This window comes from Aeromonas sp. MTB, from assembly GCF_056632455.1.
The window spans coordinates 1,455,574-1,470,044 of the sequence record NZ_CP147026.1; the positions used below are offsets into that span (position 1 = coordinate 1,455,574).

At 62.0% G+C, this 14,471-nt stretch carries 14 protein-coding genes and 1 pseudogene; 4 read left to right on the forward strand and 11 right to left on the reverse strand.

The features are described from left to right. The 5 genes from WBR25_RS06780 to WBR25_RS06800 form a co-directional block, all read right to left on the reverse strand. The gene (locus tag WBR25_RS06780; RefSeq protein WP_005361671.1) at positions 1–612 is read right to left on the reverse strand and encodes a hypothetical protein; all 612 of its coding nucleotides are present in this window, start codon (positions 610–612) and stop codon (positions 1–3) included. Continuing rightward, positions 609–1,970: an MATE family efflux transporter gene (locus WBR25_RS06785; protein WP_479749608.1), complete on the reverse strand. Its 1,362-nt coding sequence runs from the start codon at positions 1,968–1,970 to the stop codon at positions 609–611. Before WBR25_RS06785 ends, WBR25_RS06780 begins: the two co-directional genes overlap by 4 nt. Before the next feature lie 121 nt (positions 1,971–2,091). Beyond that, entirely contained in the window at positions 2,092–3,915 is a 1,824-nt protein-coding gene (locus WBR25_RS06790; RefSeq protein ID WP_021230679.1) for a SulP family inorganic anion transporter, read from the reverse strand. Between the two features lie 71 nt (positions 3,916–3,986). Next, on the reverse strand, positions 3,987–4,577 hold the full coding sequence (locus WBR25_RS06795; protein ID WP_279486843.1) for a nucleotidyltransferase family protein: 591 nt from the start codon (positions 4,575–4,577) through the stop codon (positions 3,987–3,989). Further along, entirely contained in the window at positions 4,564–4,824 is a 261-nt protein-coding gene (locus WBR25_RS06800; protein ID WP_005337747.1) for a GNAT family N-acetyltransferase, read from the reverse strand. Before WBR25_RS06800 ends, WBR25_RS06795 begins: the two co-directional genes overlap by 14 nt. A 194-nt stretch (positions 4,825–5,018) precedes the next feature. Here WBR25_RS06800 and WBR25_RS06805 point away from each other — a divergent pair, with 194 nt between their 5' ends. Continuing rightward, positions 5,019–5,324 carry a hypothetical protein gene (locus tag WBR25_RS06805; RefSeq protein WP_279486844.1) on the forward strand — a complete coding sequence of 102 codons (306 nt, stop codon included), beginning with the start codon at positions 5,019–5,021 and terminating at the stop codon, positions 5,322–5,324. A 3-nt stretch (positions 5,325–5,327) separates the two neighbouring features. On the opposite strand, the pseudogene WBR25_RS06810 reads toward WBR25_RS06805, so the two are convergent. From WBR25_RS06810 to WBR25_RS06825, 4 genes and pseudogenes are all read right to left on the reverse strand, one after another. Next, positions 5,328–6,510: pseudogene (locus WBR25_RS06810) on the reverse strand (iron-containing alcohol dehydrogenase). An 18-nt stretch (positions 6,511–6,528) separates the two neighbouring features. Beyond that, on the reverse strand, positions 6,529–7,047 hold the full coding sequence (locus WBR25_RS06815; protein ID WP_139410538.1) for a hypothetical protein: 519 nt from the start codon (positions 7,045–7,047) through the stop codon (positions 6,529–6,531). After that, complete coding sequence (locus WBR25_RS06820) at positions 7,028–7,648, reverse strand: TetR/AcrR family transcriptional regulator (RefSeq protein ID WP_005337741.1); 621 nt, start codon at positions 7,646–7,648, stop codon at positions 7,028–7,030. The genes WBR25_RS06815 and WBR25_RS06820 overlap by 20 nt, the downstream gene beginning before the upstream one ends. 11 nt (positions 7,649–7,659) lie before the next feature. Continuing rightward, positions 7,660–9,105 (reverse strand): coniferyl aldehyde dehydrogenase, encoded by a 1,446-nt coding sequence (locus WBR25_RS06825; protein ID WP_139731867.1) that lies wholly within the window; start codon positions 9,103–9,105, stop codon positions 7,660–7,662. A gap of 212 nt (positions 9,106–9,317) precedes the next feature. Here WBR25_RS06825 and WBR25_RS06830 point away from each other — a divergent pair, with 212 nt between their 5' ends. The 3 genes from WBR25_RS06830 to WBR25_RS06840 all read left to right on the forward strand — a co-directional run bounded on the left by WBR25_RS06830 (position 9,318) and on the right by WBR25_RS06840 (position 11,240). Continuing rightward, the gene (locus WBR25_RS06830; protein WP_005353197.1) at positions 9,318–9,611 is read left to right on the forward strand and encodes a hypothetical protein; all 294 of its coding nucleotides are present in this window, start codon (positions 9,318–9,320) and stop codon (positions 9,609–9,611) included. Positions 9,612–9,829: 218 nt separating this feature from the next. After that, a complete protein-coding gene (locus WBR25_RS06835) occupies positions 9,830–10,798 on the forward strand; it encodes a nucleoside hydrolase (protein ID WP_479749609.1) in 969 nt (322 codons plus the stop codon). 106 nt (positions 10,799–10,904) lie between these two features. Further along, on the forward strand, positions 10,905–11,240 hold the full coding sequence (locus WBR25_RS06840; RefSeq protein ID WP_479749610.1) for a DUF3634 family protein: 336 nt from the start codon (positions 10,905–10,907) through the stop codon (positions 11,238–11,240). Positions 11,241–11,328: 88 nt separating this feature from the next. Here WBR25_RS06840 and WBR25_RS06845 read toward each other — a convergent pair whose 3' ends face one another. Further along, positions 11,329–12,534: a c-type cytochrome gene (locus WBR25_RS06845; protein ID WP_479749611.1), complete on the reverse strand. Its 1,206-nt coding sequence runs from the start codon at positions 12,532–12,534 to the stop codon at positions 11,329–11,331. Further along, positions 12,531–14,456 (reverse strand): NAD(P)-binding protein, encoded by a 1,926-nt coding sequence (locus WBR25_RS06850; RefSeq protein ID WP_421287368.1) that lies wholly within the window; start codon positions 14,454–14,456, stop codon positions 12,531–12,533. Before WBR25_RS06850 ends, WBR25_RS06845 begins: the two co-directional genes overlap by 4 nt. Positions 14,457–14,471 lie beyond the last annotated feature (15 nt).

The following is a 14,471-nucleotide window of genomic DNA, read 5'->3' on the forward strand; positions in this document are numbered from 1 at the left end:
TTACTCTTTCTCTTCGTCCGCCTGCTCTTTTTTCTTTTTCTTCTCGGGCAGCGGCTTGCCGTCGCGGTGGATCACCTTGCCCGCCTCAAAGCCAATCTGGGCCGCCAGCTCCTCCAGATCCGCCGACTTGGCCTGATCACCGATGGCGTAGCGATAGTTGGCAATGGAGAGCTTTTCGGCCACCGGCGTGCCCGGGACGATAGGCTCGCGCCAGCCCTGGCCGATGTGGGCCACCAGGGTGCCATTCATCAACAGCTCGCCGACGATCTCCTGGGTCGGATTGCCCTTGCCGTAGGTGAGACCCTGCGGGTGTTTCTTGCCGACCAGTGGTTCGTTGCTGGCGGGGATCAGCTTGGTGCGGATCAGCCACTTGGGCTTCTTGGTGTTGCCCACCGCCTTGCCGGTCTGGTACTCGTTGATCTTGATGGTCTTGATCATCTGGGCCATGAAGTCCTTGGTCAGCGCCTTCTGGGCGTCGCTGGTTTCATCGATGGCGATGGGGGCCACATACCAGGTCTGGGTGGCTTGAGCCTTGGGAGCGGCAGGGGCAGTTTGCGCCATGGCCAGGGGGCTGAGCAGGATGGCAGCCAGCAAGAGTCCTATCTTCTTCATTGTGATTCCGCTTTTGTTTCAACAAGAATTTTGTTTTGCCAGCGACGACTGCGCCAGCGCCAGAACATGGCCAGACCGCGCACCCACTCGTCGCAGGCCAGCGCCAGCCAGATACCGACCAGTCCATAACCCTGCATGATACCGAGGAAATAGGAGAGTGGCACGGCAATTCCCCACATGGAGAGCAACGCCATGTAGAGGGGGAAACGGGCATCCCCGGTGGCCCGCAGGGCGTTGATCACCACCAGATTGAAGGTGCGGCCGGGTTCGAGGATAAGGCTGATAAGAAACAGTTGCGCCACCTGAGTGATGATGTCGGCATCATCGGTAAAGAGACTGATGATGGTACGGCCATTGAGGGCCGCCGCCACGGCGATGACGCAGGTGACCGCCAGCCCCAGCTTGAGGCTCTTGAGCAGCTGCTGATAGGCGCGATCGAACTGTCTTGCTCCCGCCATATGGCCGATGATGATCTCGTTGCCAAGGCCGATGGAGAGGCCAAACAGCAGGATAAACAGGCAGATCTGAAAGAAGTAGGATTGGGTCGCCAGCGCCTTGTCACCCAGCAGTCCGACAAAGGCTGTCACCACCATAAACTGCAGCATCCAGGAGAGGTTCTCTCCTGCCGCAGGCAGGCCGATATGGAGCACCTTGCCCAGCATCTCCCGGCTGGGGTGGACGATATCGCGCACCACCAGTCGAATGCCGGTCTTGCGGGCTACCAGCCACACCAGCAGCACCACGCCGATCAGGCGGCCCGCGACCGTGCTGATGGCGACACCGGCGACGCCAAGCTGGGGCAGGCCGAACCAGCCGTAGAGCAGCAGCAGGTTGCCGACGAAGGTGATGAGGTTGACGATGAGGGTCACATACATCGCCTGACGGGTGTGGCCGTGAGCGCGCAGGGTCGCCGCCAGACAGAGGGCTGCTGCTTCCGGTAACAGGCAGAGACCGATGATCTGCAAGTAAAGCGTCCCGTCGCTCATCAGATTGGCAGGCAGGTTCATCAGCGCCAGCATGGTGCTGGCGCCTGCCATCACGCCGATGGCGGCCACCAGACCGATCAGCAGGTTGAAGCCGATAGCGGTGTGGATCACCACCCGACTCTTCTCCCGATCGCCGGCCCCCAGATACTGGGTGATCACCACGCTGGTACCGATACTGACGAAGCTGAACAATGTGATGGCGAGATCGAACACCTGATTGCCGACCGCCAGCGCCGCCACTCCCTGATAGGAGACGTGACCCACCATGAAGGTATTGAGGGCGCCGGTCAGAAAGTGCAGGGCGAGATCGATAAAGAGCGGCCAGGTCAGCGCAAATAGCGTGCCCGGGCCTGCGTGGGATTGAGATTGCATGGCATGTCCAACAGCTGGGAGGGCACGGGGGAGTGTCCTCTGGGGGCGCATTTAACACCAAGGCTAAGGCCGGTGCAATCCTTGTGCAGGATTGCATCGGCCAGGGGATCAGGCCAAGGGATCAGGCAGGCGTGGCGCCCGCCTCCTGTTCGCTTGGCAGGGTGAGGCGAGCCGAGTCGGGCAGGGCATCATCCTGCGGCCAATTCGAGCGGATGGCATCTGTGGTGCTCTCCACCACCGCATCATCCTTGAACACCGGCTCGCGGTAGCAGCGGGTCAGACGTAGCGCCTGATACATATCGGGGCAGAGGATGATCCCTTCATCGCCCACCCGCACACCCGCCTGCTTTAGCCAGTGGGTCATCTGGCCGTGGCGACCCGCCATCACCATATGGATGCCGCGCCGTTTCAGCTCCTTGTGCAGCTCCCCCACCATGCTCATCACGCTGATGTCCTGATGGGTGAAGCAGGCAACCGCATCGATCACCAGACACTTGGGGGCTCGGGGATCCTGCACCAGCAGGGCCAGCACCCGGCGCTTGAAGTAGGGAGCGTTGAAGTAGGTCAGCGGCGAGTTGAAGCGATAGACCAGAATACCCGGGATCGCCTTGGCCTGTTCGTTGTCCCCCAGGGTGCGCACTACCCCCTCGTCATCCATGCCAAGCAGCTGGTCGGTGGGGCGCATCACATTGCGCAGGAACTGGAACAGCCCCAGCAACACGGCGAGGGTGATCCCGGGGATCACTCCCATGGTGAGCACGCTGATAAAGGTGACCAGCGCCAGCCAGAAGGCGGAGCGATCGGAGTGGCGCAGGGCCCAGAGGCCACGAAAATCGGTGAGCGACAGGGAGGCCATCACCAGTACCACCCCGAGGGCGGCGGTGGGAATATATTTGAGCGGCGCCGTCAGATAGAAGGTGATGAGGGCGATCACCGCCGCAGCGATGATGGAGACCAGCTGGCTCTTGCCGCCGTTGGCATCGTTGACCGCGGTGCGTGAATCCGCGCCACTGATGGCAAAGCCTTGCGAGACCGCCGAGGCGAGGTTCGCCATACCGAGGGCCCGAAACTCCTTGTCCGCGTCGATTTCGTAACCGTTTTTGGCTGCAAAGCTGCGGGCGGTCAGCATCATGGAGACGAAGCTCACCATGGCGAGGTTAAGGGCAGGCAGCACCAGCTCCCGCATCAGGCCGGGGGGAAATTCCGGCATCTGGAAGGCGGGCAGGCCGGAGCCCACCGTCCCCAGGGTGGCGATATCAAACTGACCGAGATTAAAGCCCCACACCAGCGCAGCGGTCACCACCATGGCCACCATGGAGGAGGGCCATGCCGGTTTGTAGCGCTTGGCCAGCAGCAGGGTGAGCAGAGCCACCAGACTCATGGCCAGGGTCGGCAGATGGGTCTGGGTGATATAGGTGGCCCCGCTGGCGATCCGCTCGATGAGGTAACGTTCGCTAAAGGTGAAGCCGAAGATCTTGGAGAGCTGGCCCACCATGATGGTGATGGCCACACCATTGAGCAGCCCCATCAGGATGGGGCGGGAGAGAAAGTCCGCCAGCACTCCCAGCTTGAAGCGGCTGGCAATCAGGCACCAGAAGCCGGTCATGGCGGTCATGGTCATCACCAGTTGCCAGTGACGGGTGGGGTCGCCTGCGGCCAGCGGCGTCACCACGGCGGCAATGACCGCGCAGGTGGCGGCATCGGGGCCGACAATCAGCTGGCGGGAGGTGCCAAACAGGGCGTAGACCAGCATGGGCAGGATGCAGGAGTAGAGGCCGACGATGGCACCCACCCCGGCAAGCTCGGCATAGGCGATGGCGACGGGCAGCGCCACGGCCGCCACCGAGAGTCCGGCGCGAAGATCTGGCATCAACCAGGCGCGCTGGTAATGCAGCAGGGCGGCGAGGCCCGGTAGCCAGCGTTCGAGAGAGAAGAAGTCGCGCATTATTTAACCCATTGAGTTACAACCAGCTTTTCCCCTAGTGTGCCCAAGGTTATCGAAAGATTGCAATCAGGTTATGGCCAGTTTACCTGAAGGTCAGGCCAGATAGCCTGCCAGCGTTTCTCCTTGATGCGCTGGGTAAAAATCTGTTTGTCCTGGCGACATCTGGGGTTTGCACTCACTTGCAGCGACCAGTTGATGGCAAAGCCGTAGGGGGCGAGCCACTCGCACTCGCCATCCTGATTCAGGCGCACGCCGATGCAGGTGGGCACTTCGACCCAGTGGCTGAGCGCCTCAAGGCTGTTGGCAAACGGCGTTACCAGCTGCCGCGTGTGCATGCGGGCCTGATTGCGCACTTCCCACTGCTGGTCGGGTAGGCGTTTGGCGAGCCAAGCTTCGTGCTCCGCTTCGGCCAGCCCTTGCGGATCGGTTTTGTCGAGATAGATAAGGTCGATATCGTTGAGCGGGGTGGGCTCCGCCTTGTGGTGAAGGTGATCCCAGATGAGGTTGCGGATAAAGCCTGCTCCCAGCGCCCAGTCGGGCAGATTGAGCTCGGCCGCGGCTTGCAGGCAGGCCATCCGCTGCGGATCGGCCCGCAGCAGGGCTTCAGTTTTGGCTTGGAATTGCTGTTCGAGGGCGGAGTTCAGAGGTTCAGTTGTTGGCATTGCGGCGTAACCAGACATCAATGTAGCGGCAGCTCGGCACTATAGTGAGCCCCTCCGCCTGAGTCCAGTTGAAGAAGGCGCGTGCCAGCTGATCGGCAATCCCCTGCACCCGCAGCTCGGGGGGCACGAAGGTGCTGTAGGCGTCGATGGTCTTGGCATCGAGCCGCCGGTAGCGCAGTCTCGACTCTTTCCCCTCCACCATACAGATGAACTGCTGCTGGTTGGCCTGATGGATGATGTCGCTCATGGTGGGCACCTCTGGCATAAAGTTGGGTCTCTCAGCACAACATAACTGTTAGCCAAGGTATAGAACAGATAGTGGATGATGTATCGATTGTTATCAGGATTATTGAGCCAGCTCTTGCTCTCTGGCTTTTATCTTGGCACGAATCGATGTGGCAATAATCAGCAAGTTCGGAAGAGGTAAAAATGGACACGGTAATGTTGAAAGTTACCCGGAAGGTGTTGGCTCAAAGTCAGAACAGCCCAGATCAGCGGCAGATTGCGATTTCTGATGCATCCAACCCTGAACTCACGGCTCAGTTTGAAACAGCAGGTAAAAATAGAAAAATTCGGCTGTTGTTGGCTAGGAGAATCTCATTGTGGATGGGGGATACGGGGGCTATTTGGTATAGCCACAACCGAGCGAGCAAAAAGAACCAAGATGATTTTGATCAACTCTTTTCATTGTTGGCGCACCATCCTGATGCGCCATTCCAGTTTATTTGTGAGGTTGTAGCCGATTAGCCACTAGGCCCAGGCTCGCTCCAGCAGGGTGAGTAACTGCTCACGGTCGGCATCCTTGCGATTGAACAGCAGGGCACCGTCGTTGATCGCCAGATCGCGGATCTCGGTCAGTAGCGAGCGATCGCTTACCCCAGCCTCACTCATGGTGCGCGGCAGCTTGACCGCTTGCCACAAGGTGTCGCGCAGGGTGCGAATGGCTGTGATGGTCGCCTCCGCCCGCTGATGGGCCGGGGTGGCGGCAAAGCGCTCGGCCCCCACCAGCGGCAACAGCAGCCGGGCCAACTCGCTATCCACCTCGGGGCGGTTGTAGTCGAGCACGGTCGGCAAAAAGAGGTTCATGCACAGCCCGTGGGGCAGATGGCAGCGGGCTCCCAGACTGTGGCCGAGGGCGTGCACCAGCCCCACCATGGAGTTGGAAAAAGCCATGCCAGCCAGCGTGGAGCCTTCCGCCAGTTGCAGCCGCAGCTGCTTGTTTTGCGGGTCGTGGATGATTTGCGGCAGGGCGCTGGCGATCTTCTCCACCGCCATCAGGGCTAGTGCATCGCTCACCGGGTTCTTGGCGGTACCGATAAAGGCCTCGATGGCGTGGGTCATGGCGTCCATGGCGGTAGCGGCGGTGATATTGAGGGGCAGTCCCTGGGTCAGGCGCGGGTCGAGCACCGCCAGCTGGGGCAGCAGGAAGGGGGAGGTGAAGGGCACCTTGCGCCCGCTCGCCTCATCCTTGATCACTGCAACCAATGTCACTTCTGATCCTGTGCCCGCCGTGGTGGGCACCACCGCCAGCGGCTTGAGGGGACGGGTCAGGCAACCGGCGCCCGAGTAGTCGAGCAGATGATCCCCCCATGGAAGTGAGAATGTTGACTGCCTTGGCGGTGTCGATGACCGAGCCGCCCCCCAGCGCCACCAGACTGTCGCAGTCGAGCTCGCGATAGCGTTTGGCGATCCGCTCCACCACGGCAGTGGAAGAGTCAGCCGGGATCTCGTCCCAGATGGCGGCGACCGGCAGCTCCCCCTCGGCCAGCACATTGGCCAGCAGGGTGGCAAGGCCGGTGGCATTGACCCCCTTGTCGGTCAGCAGCAGCGGGCGACGGGCCCCGAGGCTGGCCAGCTCGCTGGCCAGTTGCTCCAGCGCCTGTTCACCGGCCAGCAGTTTGACCGGGCAGAAGAAATCGTAATAGCGGCTCATTTCAAGGCTCCTTGCGCGTTAGCCGGTCACCAGACCCAGATAGATGTTGCAGGCCCGGCCGATCTTGTTGGTCGGGGCGGGATAGTTGCGCAGCAGCGGCCGCGCGATAAAGGCGGGCAGGATCAGGGACTGCAACTGCTCAAGCCCCCGCACCAGATGCATGGCAACGGTCAGGTCTCCCTCCACCAGCAGCCGGTTTTCGCCAAATGCCTGATTGACCCCGAGCCGAAAACTCAGGGCGCGAAAGGCGATATTGGGATGCTTGAAGCGCACCCGCAGCGGATGGATGGTGGCATGGGGGGCGACTGGCGCGCCGGGATACCAGCGGCCACCCTGCTTGTGCATGTTCATGGCGTAGCCGATGCCGCCCACTTCTAGGCGGATTGCCAACCCGTCCGGCAACGGCGCCAATTCGCGGCGTACTGCCTCGTCGGTGCGGGCGGCGCGACAGAGGGTGCGACCCACCACCCAGAGCAGAGTGGTGATCCAGAGGCGGCGACCAAGGGCGGCCGCAGGTTCAAACATCCGTGTTTGCATGGGGATTGGCTCCTGAGATGGCTGACCAGAAGAGGGCGAACGCACTGGCTTGCCAGTAGTCGTCCTCTCCCAGCTCCGGTTGATCGACAAACAGTGATGCGCAGGCGAGGAACTGGCCCTGACACACCTCCAGCAACAGTGGCGCGGGAGCCTGCATCAGCTCGCCGCTGGCCTGCCCCTTTGCCAGCAGAGCAGGCAGAAAGCGCAGGGCATCGTTCAGGATCTGGCTGCGGGCCGGTCTGGCCAGCAGCGGAGAGTGAAAGAAGCCCAGCACAAATTTGAGCTCATTGGGGTTAGCCTGCATCCACTCCATCGCCAGCTGCCAGTAGTGGCGGGTCTGGTCGTACAGCGGCAGGGTGGGATCTGCTTCATGGATGGCGCTCCCCATCCGGGTCTTTACATCCTGATAGAGGGCGAGGATCAGCGCCTCCTTGCTCGGAAAGTGGTGGAACAGAGTGCCGTTGGCCACCCCGGCAGCCTTGGCGATACGGGCGGTGGCGGCCCCCTGCAGGCCATCTTCGGCGCAGAGGGCGAGGGCGGCATCCAGGATCTGGCGGCGCTTGTCGGTCATGGTTTGTGGCTGCGGGATAGCCTGGTTCATGGTCATCTCCATCAGCGCAGGAAGAAGGCCATCATCAGCTTCTGGATCCAGCTGTGGTAGGGCGGATGGATCAGGGAGCCGGTGGTGAACTTGCCGCGGGTCAGCACGGTTTTCGCCTTGGAGAAGGTAAGAAACCCCTCGTGGCCGTGGTAGTGGCCCATGCCGGAGGCACCGATGCCGCCAAACGGCACATCATCGGCAGCCACCTGAAACAGGCTCTCGTTGATCGCCATGCCGCCGGAGTGGGTCTCCCGGGTCACCCGTGCCTGCAACTCGGGATCGAAGCTCATCAGATAGAGGGCCAGCGGGCGGGGCCGTTCAGCCACATAGGCGAGCGCCTCCTCCAGGGTGTCGTAGGGAATGAGCGGCAGCAGCGGGCCAAAGATCTCCTGCTGCATCACTTGACACTGACTCGGCACTCCGGTCAGCAGGTGGGGCACCAGCAGGCGACGCTGGTCGTCGCGGGCCGGGTTGCCACAGGGGTGGAGCTGGGCACCCGCCTGCTCGGCTTCATCCAGCCAGCTGACGAGACGTTGATACTGGCGGTCGTTGATGATGGCGCCGTAGTCAGCACTATTGAGCCCCTGCGGGTAGAGCTTGCTGAAGTGGCGGCGATAGGCGGCGATAAAGTTATCCACCTCGCTGCGGGGCAGCAGCACATAGTCGGGGGCGACGCAGATCTGTCCGGCGTTGAGGCTCTTGCCGAAGATCATCCGCTCGACCGCGGTGGCGACCGGCATGTCGGGGGCGATGAGACAGGGGCTTTTGCCACCCAGCTCAAGGGTGAGGGGGGTGAGCTGGGGCGCGGCGGCGGCCATCACCAGCTTGCCCACCATGGTGGAGCCGGTAAAGAGCAGGTGATCGAACGGCAGCGAGCTGAATGCCGCCGCCATCTGGGCATCCCCCTCGATGATGGCGATCTCGTTTTCGTCAAACACGCTGGTGAGCATGGTGCGCAGCACGGCATTGGTATGAGGGGTGAACTCGGAGAGTTTCAGCATCGCCCGGTTGCCCGCCGCGATGGCGGTGATGAGGGGGCCAAGGCTCAGCATCACCGGAAAGTTCCACGGCACGATAATGCCGACCACCCCGAGTGGCTGGAAGTGCACCTCTACTTTGGCGGGGGCCAGCAGTAGGCCGGTGTGGCGGCGGTGGGGCTGCATCCAGCGCTTGAGCCGCTTCTGGGTGTAGTTGATCTGCATGATGCAGGGCAGCACATCGGCGATCAGGCTGTCGTAGTGGCTGCGCTGGCCATAATCTGCCGCCAGCGCCTTGCACAGCTGCCCCTTGTGGGCGAGCAAGGCCTGCTTGAGTTTGGTCAGCTGCGCCCGGCGCTCGGCCAGGGTAGGCATGGGGTGAGCCAGACTCGCCCGCTTGAGTCGTGCCAGCTGATCCGGCAGGGACAATTTGATGGCGAGGATATCCTCAGGAGTGTGTTGAAGCTGCGCCGCACCCATGTTGTTCTCCGCATGAAAAATGACCGACTGATTAGTCGGTCTAAATCTAGCTGTTTGTTACCGGAATGTAAAGCTGGCAAGCTGTCTGCCGTTCACCATGAGCCGGACGCAAGAGAGAACTGTGTGTCTCCCCACACTTTTGTGGTTTGCTCGTTGGTGACTTATCTAATAAGGGGTAGTTTTTGGCTATTAACCTACACGGAGAGAGCACTATGACCAGGGAACTGAACAGCTTGTTGGCCCGGCTTGAAGATGTGGTTGAGCGGATGCCGGATTGCTTCAACACCTACGAATTCGCCCAGAAGCTGGCACTGCAATATCAGCCGGAATTCTTTGCCGCGGGCCACTCTCTGGCCGAGCACGAGGGCAAGGTACTGCGGGTGCTGCACCAGAAGATCGCCGAAGCGCTGGCGGGCAGCGAGATGGTGATTGAAGGGGCGCTGCTCCCCTGCGTCACCCCCTGGGGGGAGAAGGCGACCTCACCGCGTTGGCACCGCAAGCACTGAGGATCCGGTCAGGCAGATCACTGCCAGATAGCAGATAACGAACAACGATAAAGGGCGCGGCGCTGGCAACAGGGCCGCGTTTTTTATGCTAATTGTCGCCAGCAGCGCCCCGCTGCCGGGAGCAAAGGCCCGCTCTGTGATCCCATGCCGGGATATGGGGCCGTCAGCCGGGTAGACTCTCCCTTTTGTCGCAGGGTTTGTCACCGTAGGAATTTCTCATGACCCATAAAATCATTCTGGATACCGACCCGGGTATCGACGATGCCATGGCCATCCTGTTTGCCGAGGCCCACCCCGCCATCGAGCTGCTCGCCATCACCACTGTTTTTGGTAACGCCACCATCGACAATGGCACCCGCAACGCCCTCTGGCTCAAGCAGAAGTACGGCATGAAGGCGGATGTGGCCAAAGGTGCTGCCGCCCCGCTGCAGCGCGAGCCGGTCGGCCCCACCACCATAGTCCACGGCCCGAGCGGCTTTGGCGACATGGAGGCGGGGGAGGTGACTATCGCTCCGGATCCCCGCCCCGCCTGGCAATATATTGTCGAGGCGGTGAAAGCCGCGCCGGGGGAGATCAGCCTGGTCACTATCGGCCCGCTGACCAATCTGGCGCTGGCGCTACAACAGGCGCCCGAGATTGTCTCGCTGGTGAAACAGGTAGTGGTGATGGGGGGCGCGTTTGGCGTCAACGGCCATCGCGGCAACGTCACCCCCTATGCCGAGGCCAATATTCACGACGATCCCGATGCCGCCGACCGGGTCTTTACCGCCGACTGGCCTGTGGTGATCATCGGGCTGGATGTGACCCAGCAGAGCTTCTTCGGCAGCGCCTATCTGGATGAACTCAGGGACAAGGCGGGGGAGCCGGGCCGCTTCCTGTGGGATGTCAGCCGCTTCTATCTGCGCTTCTACTCCGAGAAACTGGGGCTCTCCGGTTGCCACGTCCACGACCCGTCCGCCATCGCCTATGTCATTGACCCGACCCTCTTTACCCTGCGCGAGGGGCCGGTACGGGTCATCACCAGCGGCCCGGCCATCGGCCACACCCTGCAAAAGTTCGATGGCAAACGCCACTCCCACGATGACTGGGCAGCCTATCGCCCGCAGCTGGTCGGGGTGGCGGTGCGCGATGAAGCCTTGCTGGCGCTCTATCGCGAGACGCTGGTGGGCTGGGGCAAGGATTGCTGAGCAAAGGGGCGCTATTGCGCTGACGCGGGGGCTGTGATCGGCGCCAAACAATCGGAGCGCACGGCCGCTTATACTGCCTTATATCAAGAGGTTGGGAGGGATGAAGATGGCCTGGATTTCCTTGATCGTAGCGATTGTGCTGATCTGGTGGTTGATGAAGCTGGGGCGTGGCGCCCTGTTCGAGATCCGCCTTGCCCCCGGCAAGGTGGTGGTCAAGCAGGGCAAGGTGTCACCCGCCTTTATTGAGCATGCCAAGCAGATCCTACGCCACGACACGGTGCGCGGTCGCATTGTGGGGCAGCGTGATGGCGATGGCGTCAAGCTGATCTTCTCCCGATCCATCCCCGAGCCGGTGGCCCAGCGGTTTCGCAATATCTTCCCCTATGGCGATTACTGCCAGCCAACGGCGCCACTGCCGGGGCCAAAATCCCGCAAGGGATAAGCACCGGAACGTGGTTCATCAATAGCAAACGGGCCTCCAGTGGAGGCCCGTTTTTTATGGCACTTGGCCAAGAGAGAGCTGACAGCCCTTACTCCTTGCCGTGCAGCTCGCGCTGGGCCTTGACCGCCGCCGCCTTGACGGCGGTGCCTTCATTGCCCCAGGAGGCGCGCAGGGTGTTGACCAGCTCGGCGAGCCGCTCGTCATCCATGGTCCAGCCATAGCCCGGCATGTGGTAACCCAGATGGCCGTGGGTGACCGGGGTCTCGGCACCGTGCAGCAGCACATTGATCAGGCTCGACGGATCGCTCGCCAGCACGGTGCGGTTGTTCACCAGCGATGGAATGACGTGGTCATTGCCCTGGCCGTTGACCCCGTGACAGGTGGAGCAGTACATGGCGTAGTCCGCCTTGCCGCTGGCACTGGCGTAGGCGCGGGCCCCTTTCTCCGCCACCTGTTCATCTTTCAGATCGGTCAGATAGGTGGCGATGCTGGCCAGATCGGCGTCGCTGAAATACTGGCTGCTGTGAGTGATCACTTCCCCCATGGGGCCCGCGACCGCTTCATGCTGGCTGCGGCCGGTTTTCAGCAGGTCGATCAGCGCCTGCTTGCTGTAACGGCTGCCGCGAATGTCGGGGGCATACCAGCCATCCAGCGCGGCACCGCTCAGGTAGACGGGATCCGCCTCGGTCAGCGCTTTCTCCTGCATCCCCAATCCGCGTGGGGTGTGGCAGCTGCCGCAGTGGCCGGCACCCTGCACCAGATAGGCGCCGCGGTTCCATTCTTCGCTCTTGCCCGCCACCGGGGTGAAGCGGCTGTCATCGTGGTAGATCCAGTTCCAGCCCATCAGCGGCCAGCGCATGTTGAGGGGCCAGGGGATGTCACTCTCCTTGTTGGCGATGGCCAGCGGCTGTACCTCCTTCATCAGATAGTGATAGAGATCTTCGAGATCCTTATCGCTCATCTTGGCGTAGGCGGTGTAGGGCATGGCCGGATAGAGGCGATGGCCATCGCGGGCCACCCCTTCACGCATTACCTTGATGAACTCCGGCAGGCTGTAGTTGCCGATACCGTGGGTCTTGTCCGGGGTGATGTTGGTGGCAAATACGGTGCCGATGGGGGTCGGGAACCCTTTGCCGCCCGCCAGCGGCTTGCTGGTCTCGCTGGTGTGACAGGCGGCGCAATCGCCCAGCTTGGCCACGTATTCCCCCGCAGACATGGCGGGGGCTGCGTTGGCGGCAAGGGCGGGCAGGGCCAGCAGCAGGGCGCTGGCGGTCAGTGACAGGGCGCGGCTCATTGGGCACCTCCCTTGCTCATGGCTACCAGCTCGTTGACGGCGCGCCACGCTTCGTCGATGGCAGCGTGAGCGTAGGGGCTCCAGCCTGCATCCGAGTTGGCGATGGTGATGTTGCCGATCGGCTGGCGACCCAGTTCAATCCATTTTTCGCACTGCGCTTCGTCATCAAACAGGGTGTTGGTGACATAGGAGTAGCCGTGAGACCAGCGGTTGACCGTGATGGCGAGGATGTCCTGCTCATGGTTGAAACCGGCGCTGCCGAGCATCCCCTGCAACTGCTCGCGGATCATCTGTTCATGCTGCTCGAACGGCATGCCGAGGATCATGGCGCGCCCCTTGCGGGACTGTTCGCGGGCCGACAGACCGCTGCCCGGCAGAGTCGGCACATAGACCATGTGCAGGCACATCGGCTGATCCGGGCTCTTGGGATGCTCGTAGCCACCCATGCTGACCGGATAGTCGAGCTTGACCCGGCTGTAGGGTGCGGCGGGGGAGTAGACCTCGTGTACCCCCAGCTTGACGAAGGCTTGCCAGTTCTTGATCACCACCTTGGTGTAGACCAGCGGCGCCTTGGCATTCTGGCGCAGCGCCTCCTTCTGGGGCTCCGGCATCTCGGGCACCATGTAGGGGATCATCATGTTGTAGCCAGCCATGATCGACTGCTTGGCCCGCACCCGGTGCAGTTTCCCCTCCTTGATGTAGGTAACATCCACCACCAGCTTGCCGTCGGCGAGGCGCACGTTTTTGGCCTGCAACGCCGTGCTGCCAAGGCGCAGTTGCACTTTGTGCTCCGGCAGGTCGAGCTTGCCGTAGTCAAACTTGGCCAGCACCACATCCTGCATGGTGTGACCCGGCGCCACTTGCGGAATGAGCTTGCGTACCATCAGGCGGGTGAGACCGGCGTTGCCATCGGGGAAGTGGAAGATGTAGGGGTCGTCCAGCTCCGCCTGCTCCTCGGCATCCAGCGGCGTCAGATTGAGGCCGTCGAACCCCGGCAAGGCGCAGAGGCGCGCATCGGCGCAGGCGGTGGCGTCGATGCCGACCGCCTGGAAGTCGTTGGTGCGCTGCTGGAAGTAAGTGATCGCCCGCTCGCTGAGGCCCACTTTATCGCGCAGGAAGGTGGTGTAGCTGTTGCGGGTCACCCACTCGTCCTGCTGCTCGCGGGTCATGCCGCTCAGGTAGTCGATCTTCGATTCGTGCAGGGCTAACAGGGCGGCCTTGTCGGCATCATCGAGGGGGAAGTCACCGATAAACTCTGCCAGTGGCCGGCCGTTCAGGCGATCGCGGGGGATGTCATCCGCTACGTTGTGGCCCGGATCCCCGTTCACTATCTTGTTGACGCCAAAGTGCTTCTCGTCGAAATAGACGCCGCGGCTCAGCCCCAGATCCGGATAGAAGGTCTGCTGGAAACCGGCGGCCAGCTCGTCGATGTTGACCTCCAGCGCCTTGAGCAGACCGAGCGCCACCGGGCTGTAGACCGAACGTGGTGATTGCAGGGATTCACTGCCGCCGTAACCCAAGCGCAGGCCATCGGGGGTGGTGAACTCGTTGCGCTTGGCGTGGCCGCCAAAGTCGTCGTGGTTGTCTAGCAGCAGGATCTTCTTATCCGCGCCGAGCAGCTGCTGATAGAAGCAGGCAGCGGCCAGACCGCTGATCCCGGCGCCGACGATCACCAGATCGTACTCCCCCTCAAGGGGAATATTGGCAAAATCATACTGCTTGCCGTCACGGGCGATGCTGTGGGCCGGTTCGAAAGAGCCCGGGTGGTTGCCGCGCAGGCCGGTGAGGGCGGGCGGGTAGGCCAGGGTTTTATCCGCCAGCGTGCTGCCGCCTTCGGCAGCCTTGAGCAGATTGATGGGGGCGACGCCTGCCGCAATGGTGATGGCAACGCCGTTGAGAAAATCTCTGCGTGTAATACTCATGGCTATCCCTGTGTT

What these genes read in the sequence shown, in the direction of transcription:
- WBR25_RS06780 (WP_005361671.1), bottom strand. Translation starts at nt 612, where the DNA reads ATGAAGAAGATAGGACTCTTGCTGGCTGCCATCCTGCTCAGCCCCCTG.
- WBR25_RS06785 (WP_479749608.1), bottom strand. Translation starts at nt 1,970, where the DNA reads ATGCAATCTCAATCCCACGCAGGCCCGGGCACGCTATTTGCGCTGACC.
- WBR25_RS06790 (WP_021230679.1), bottom strand. Translation starts at nt 3,915, where the DNA reads ATGCGCGACTTCTTCTCTCTCGAACGCTGGCTACCGGGCCTCGCCGCC.
- WBR25_RS06795 (WP_279486843.1), bottom strand. Translation starts at nt 4,577, where the DNA reads ATGCCAACAACTGAACCTCTGAACTCCGCCCTCGAACAGCAATTCCAA.
- WBR25_RS06800 (WP_005337747.1), bottom strand. Translation starts at nt 4,824, where the DNA reads ATGAGCGACATCATCCATCAGGCCAACCAGCAGCAGTTCATCTGTATG.
- WBR25_RS06805 (WP_279486844.1), top strand. Translation starts at nt 5,019, where the DNA reads ATGTTGAAAGTTACCCGGAAGGTGTTGGCTCAAAGTCAGAACAGCCCA.
- WBR25_RS06815 (WP_139410538.1), bottom strand. Translation starts at nt 7,047, where the DNA reads ATGCAAACACGGATGTTTGAACCTGCGGCCGCCCTTGGTCGCCGCCTC.
- WBR25_RS06820 (WP_005337741.1), bottom strand. Translation starts at nt 7,648, where the DNA reads ATGAACCAGGCTATCCCGCAGCCACAAACCATGACCGACAAGCGCCGC.
- WBR25_RS06825 (WP_139731867.1), bottom strand. Translation starts at nt 9,105, where the DNA reads ATGGGTGCGGCGCAGCTTCAACACACTCCTGAGGATATCCTCGCCATC.
- WBR25_RS06830 (WP_005353197.1), top strand. Translation starts at nt 9,318, where the DNA reads ATGACCAGGGAACTGAACAGCTTGTTGGCCCGGCTTGAAGATGTGGTT.
- WBR25_RS06835 (WP_479749609.1), top strand. Translation starts at nt 9,830, where the DNA reads ATGACCCATAAAATCATTCTGGATACCGACCCGGGTATCGACGATGCC.
- WBR25_RS06840 (WP_479749610.1), top strand. Translation starts at nt 10,905, where the DNA reads ATGGCCTGGATTTCCTTGATCGTAGCGATTGTGCTGATCTGGTGGTTG.
- WBR25_RS06845 (WP_479749611.1), bottom strand. Translation starts at nt 12,534, where the DNA reads ATGAGCCGCGCCCTGTCACTGACCGCCAGCGCCCTGCTGCTGGCCCTG.
- WBR25_RS06850 (WP_421287368.1), bottom strand. Translation starts at nt 14,456, where the DNA reads ATGAGTATTACACGCAGAGATTTTCTCAACGGCGTTGCCATCACCATT.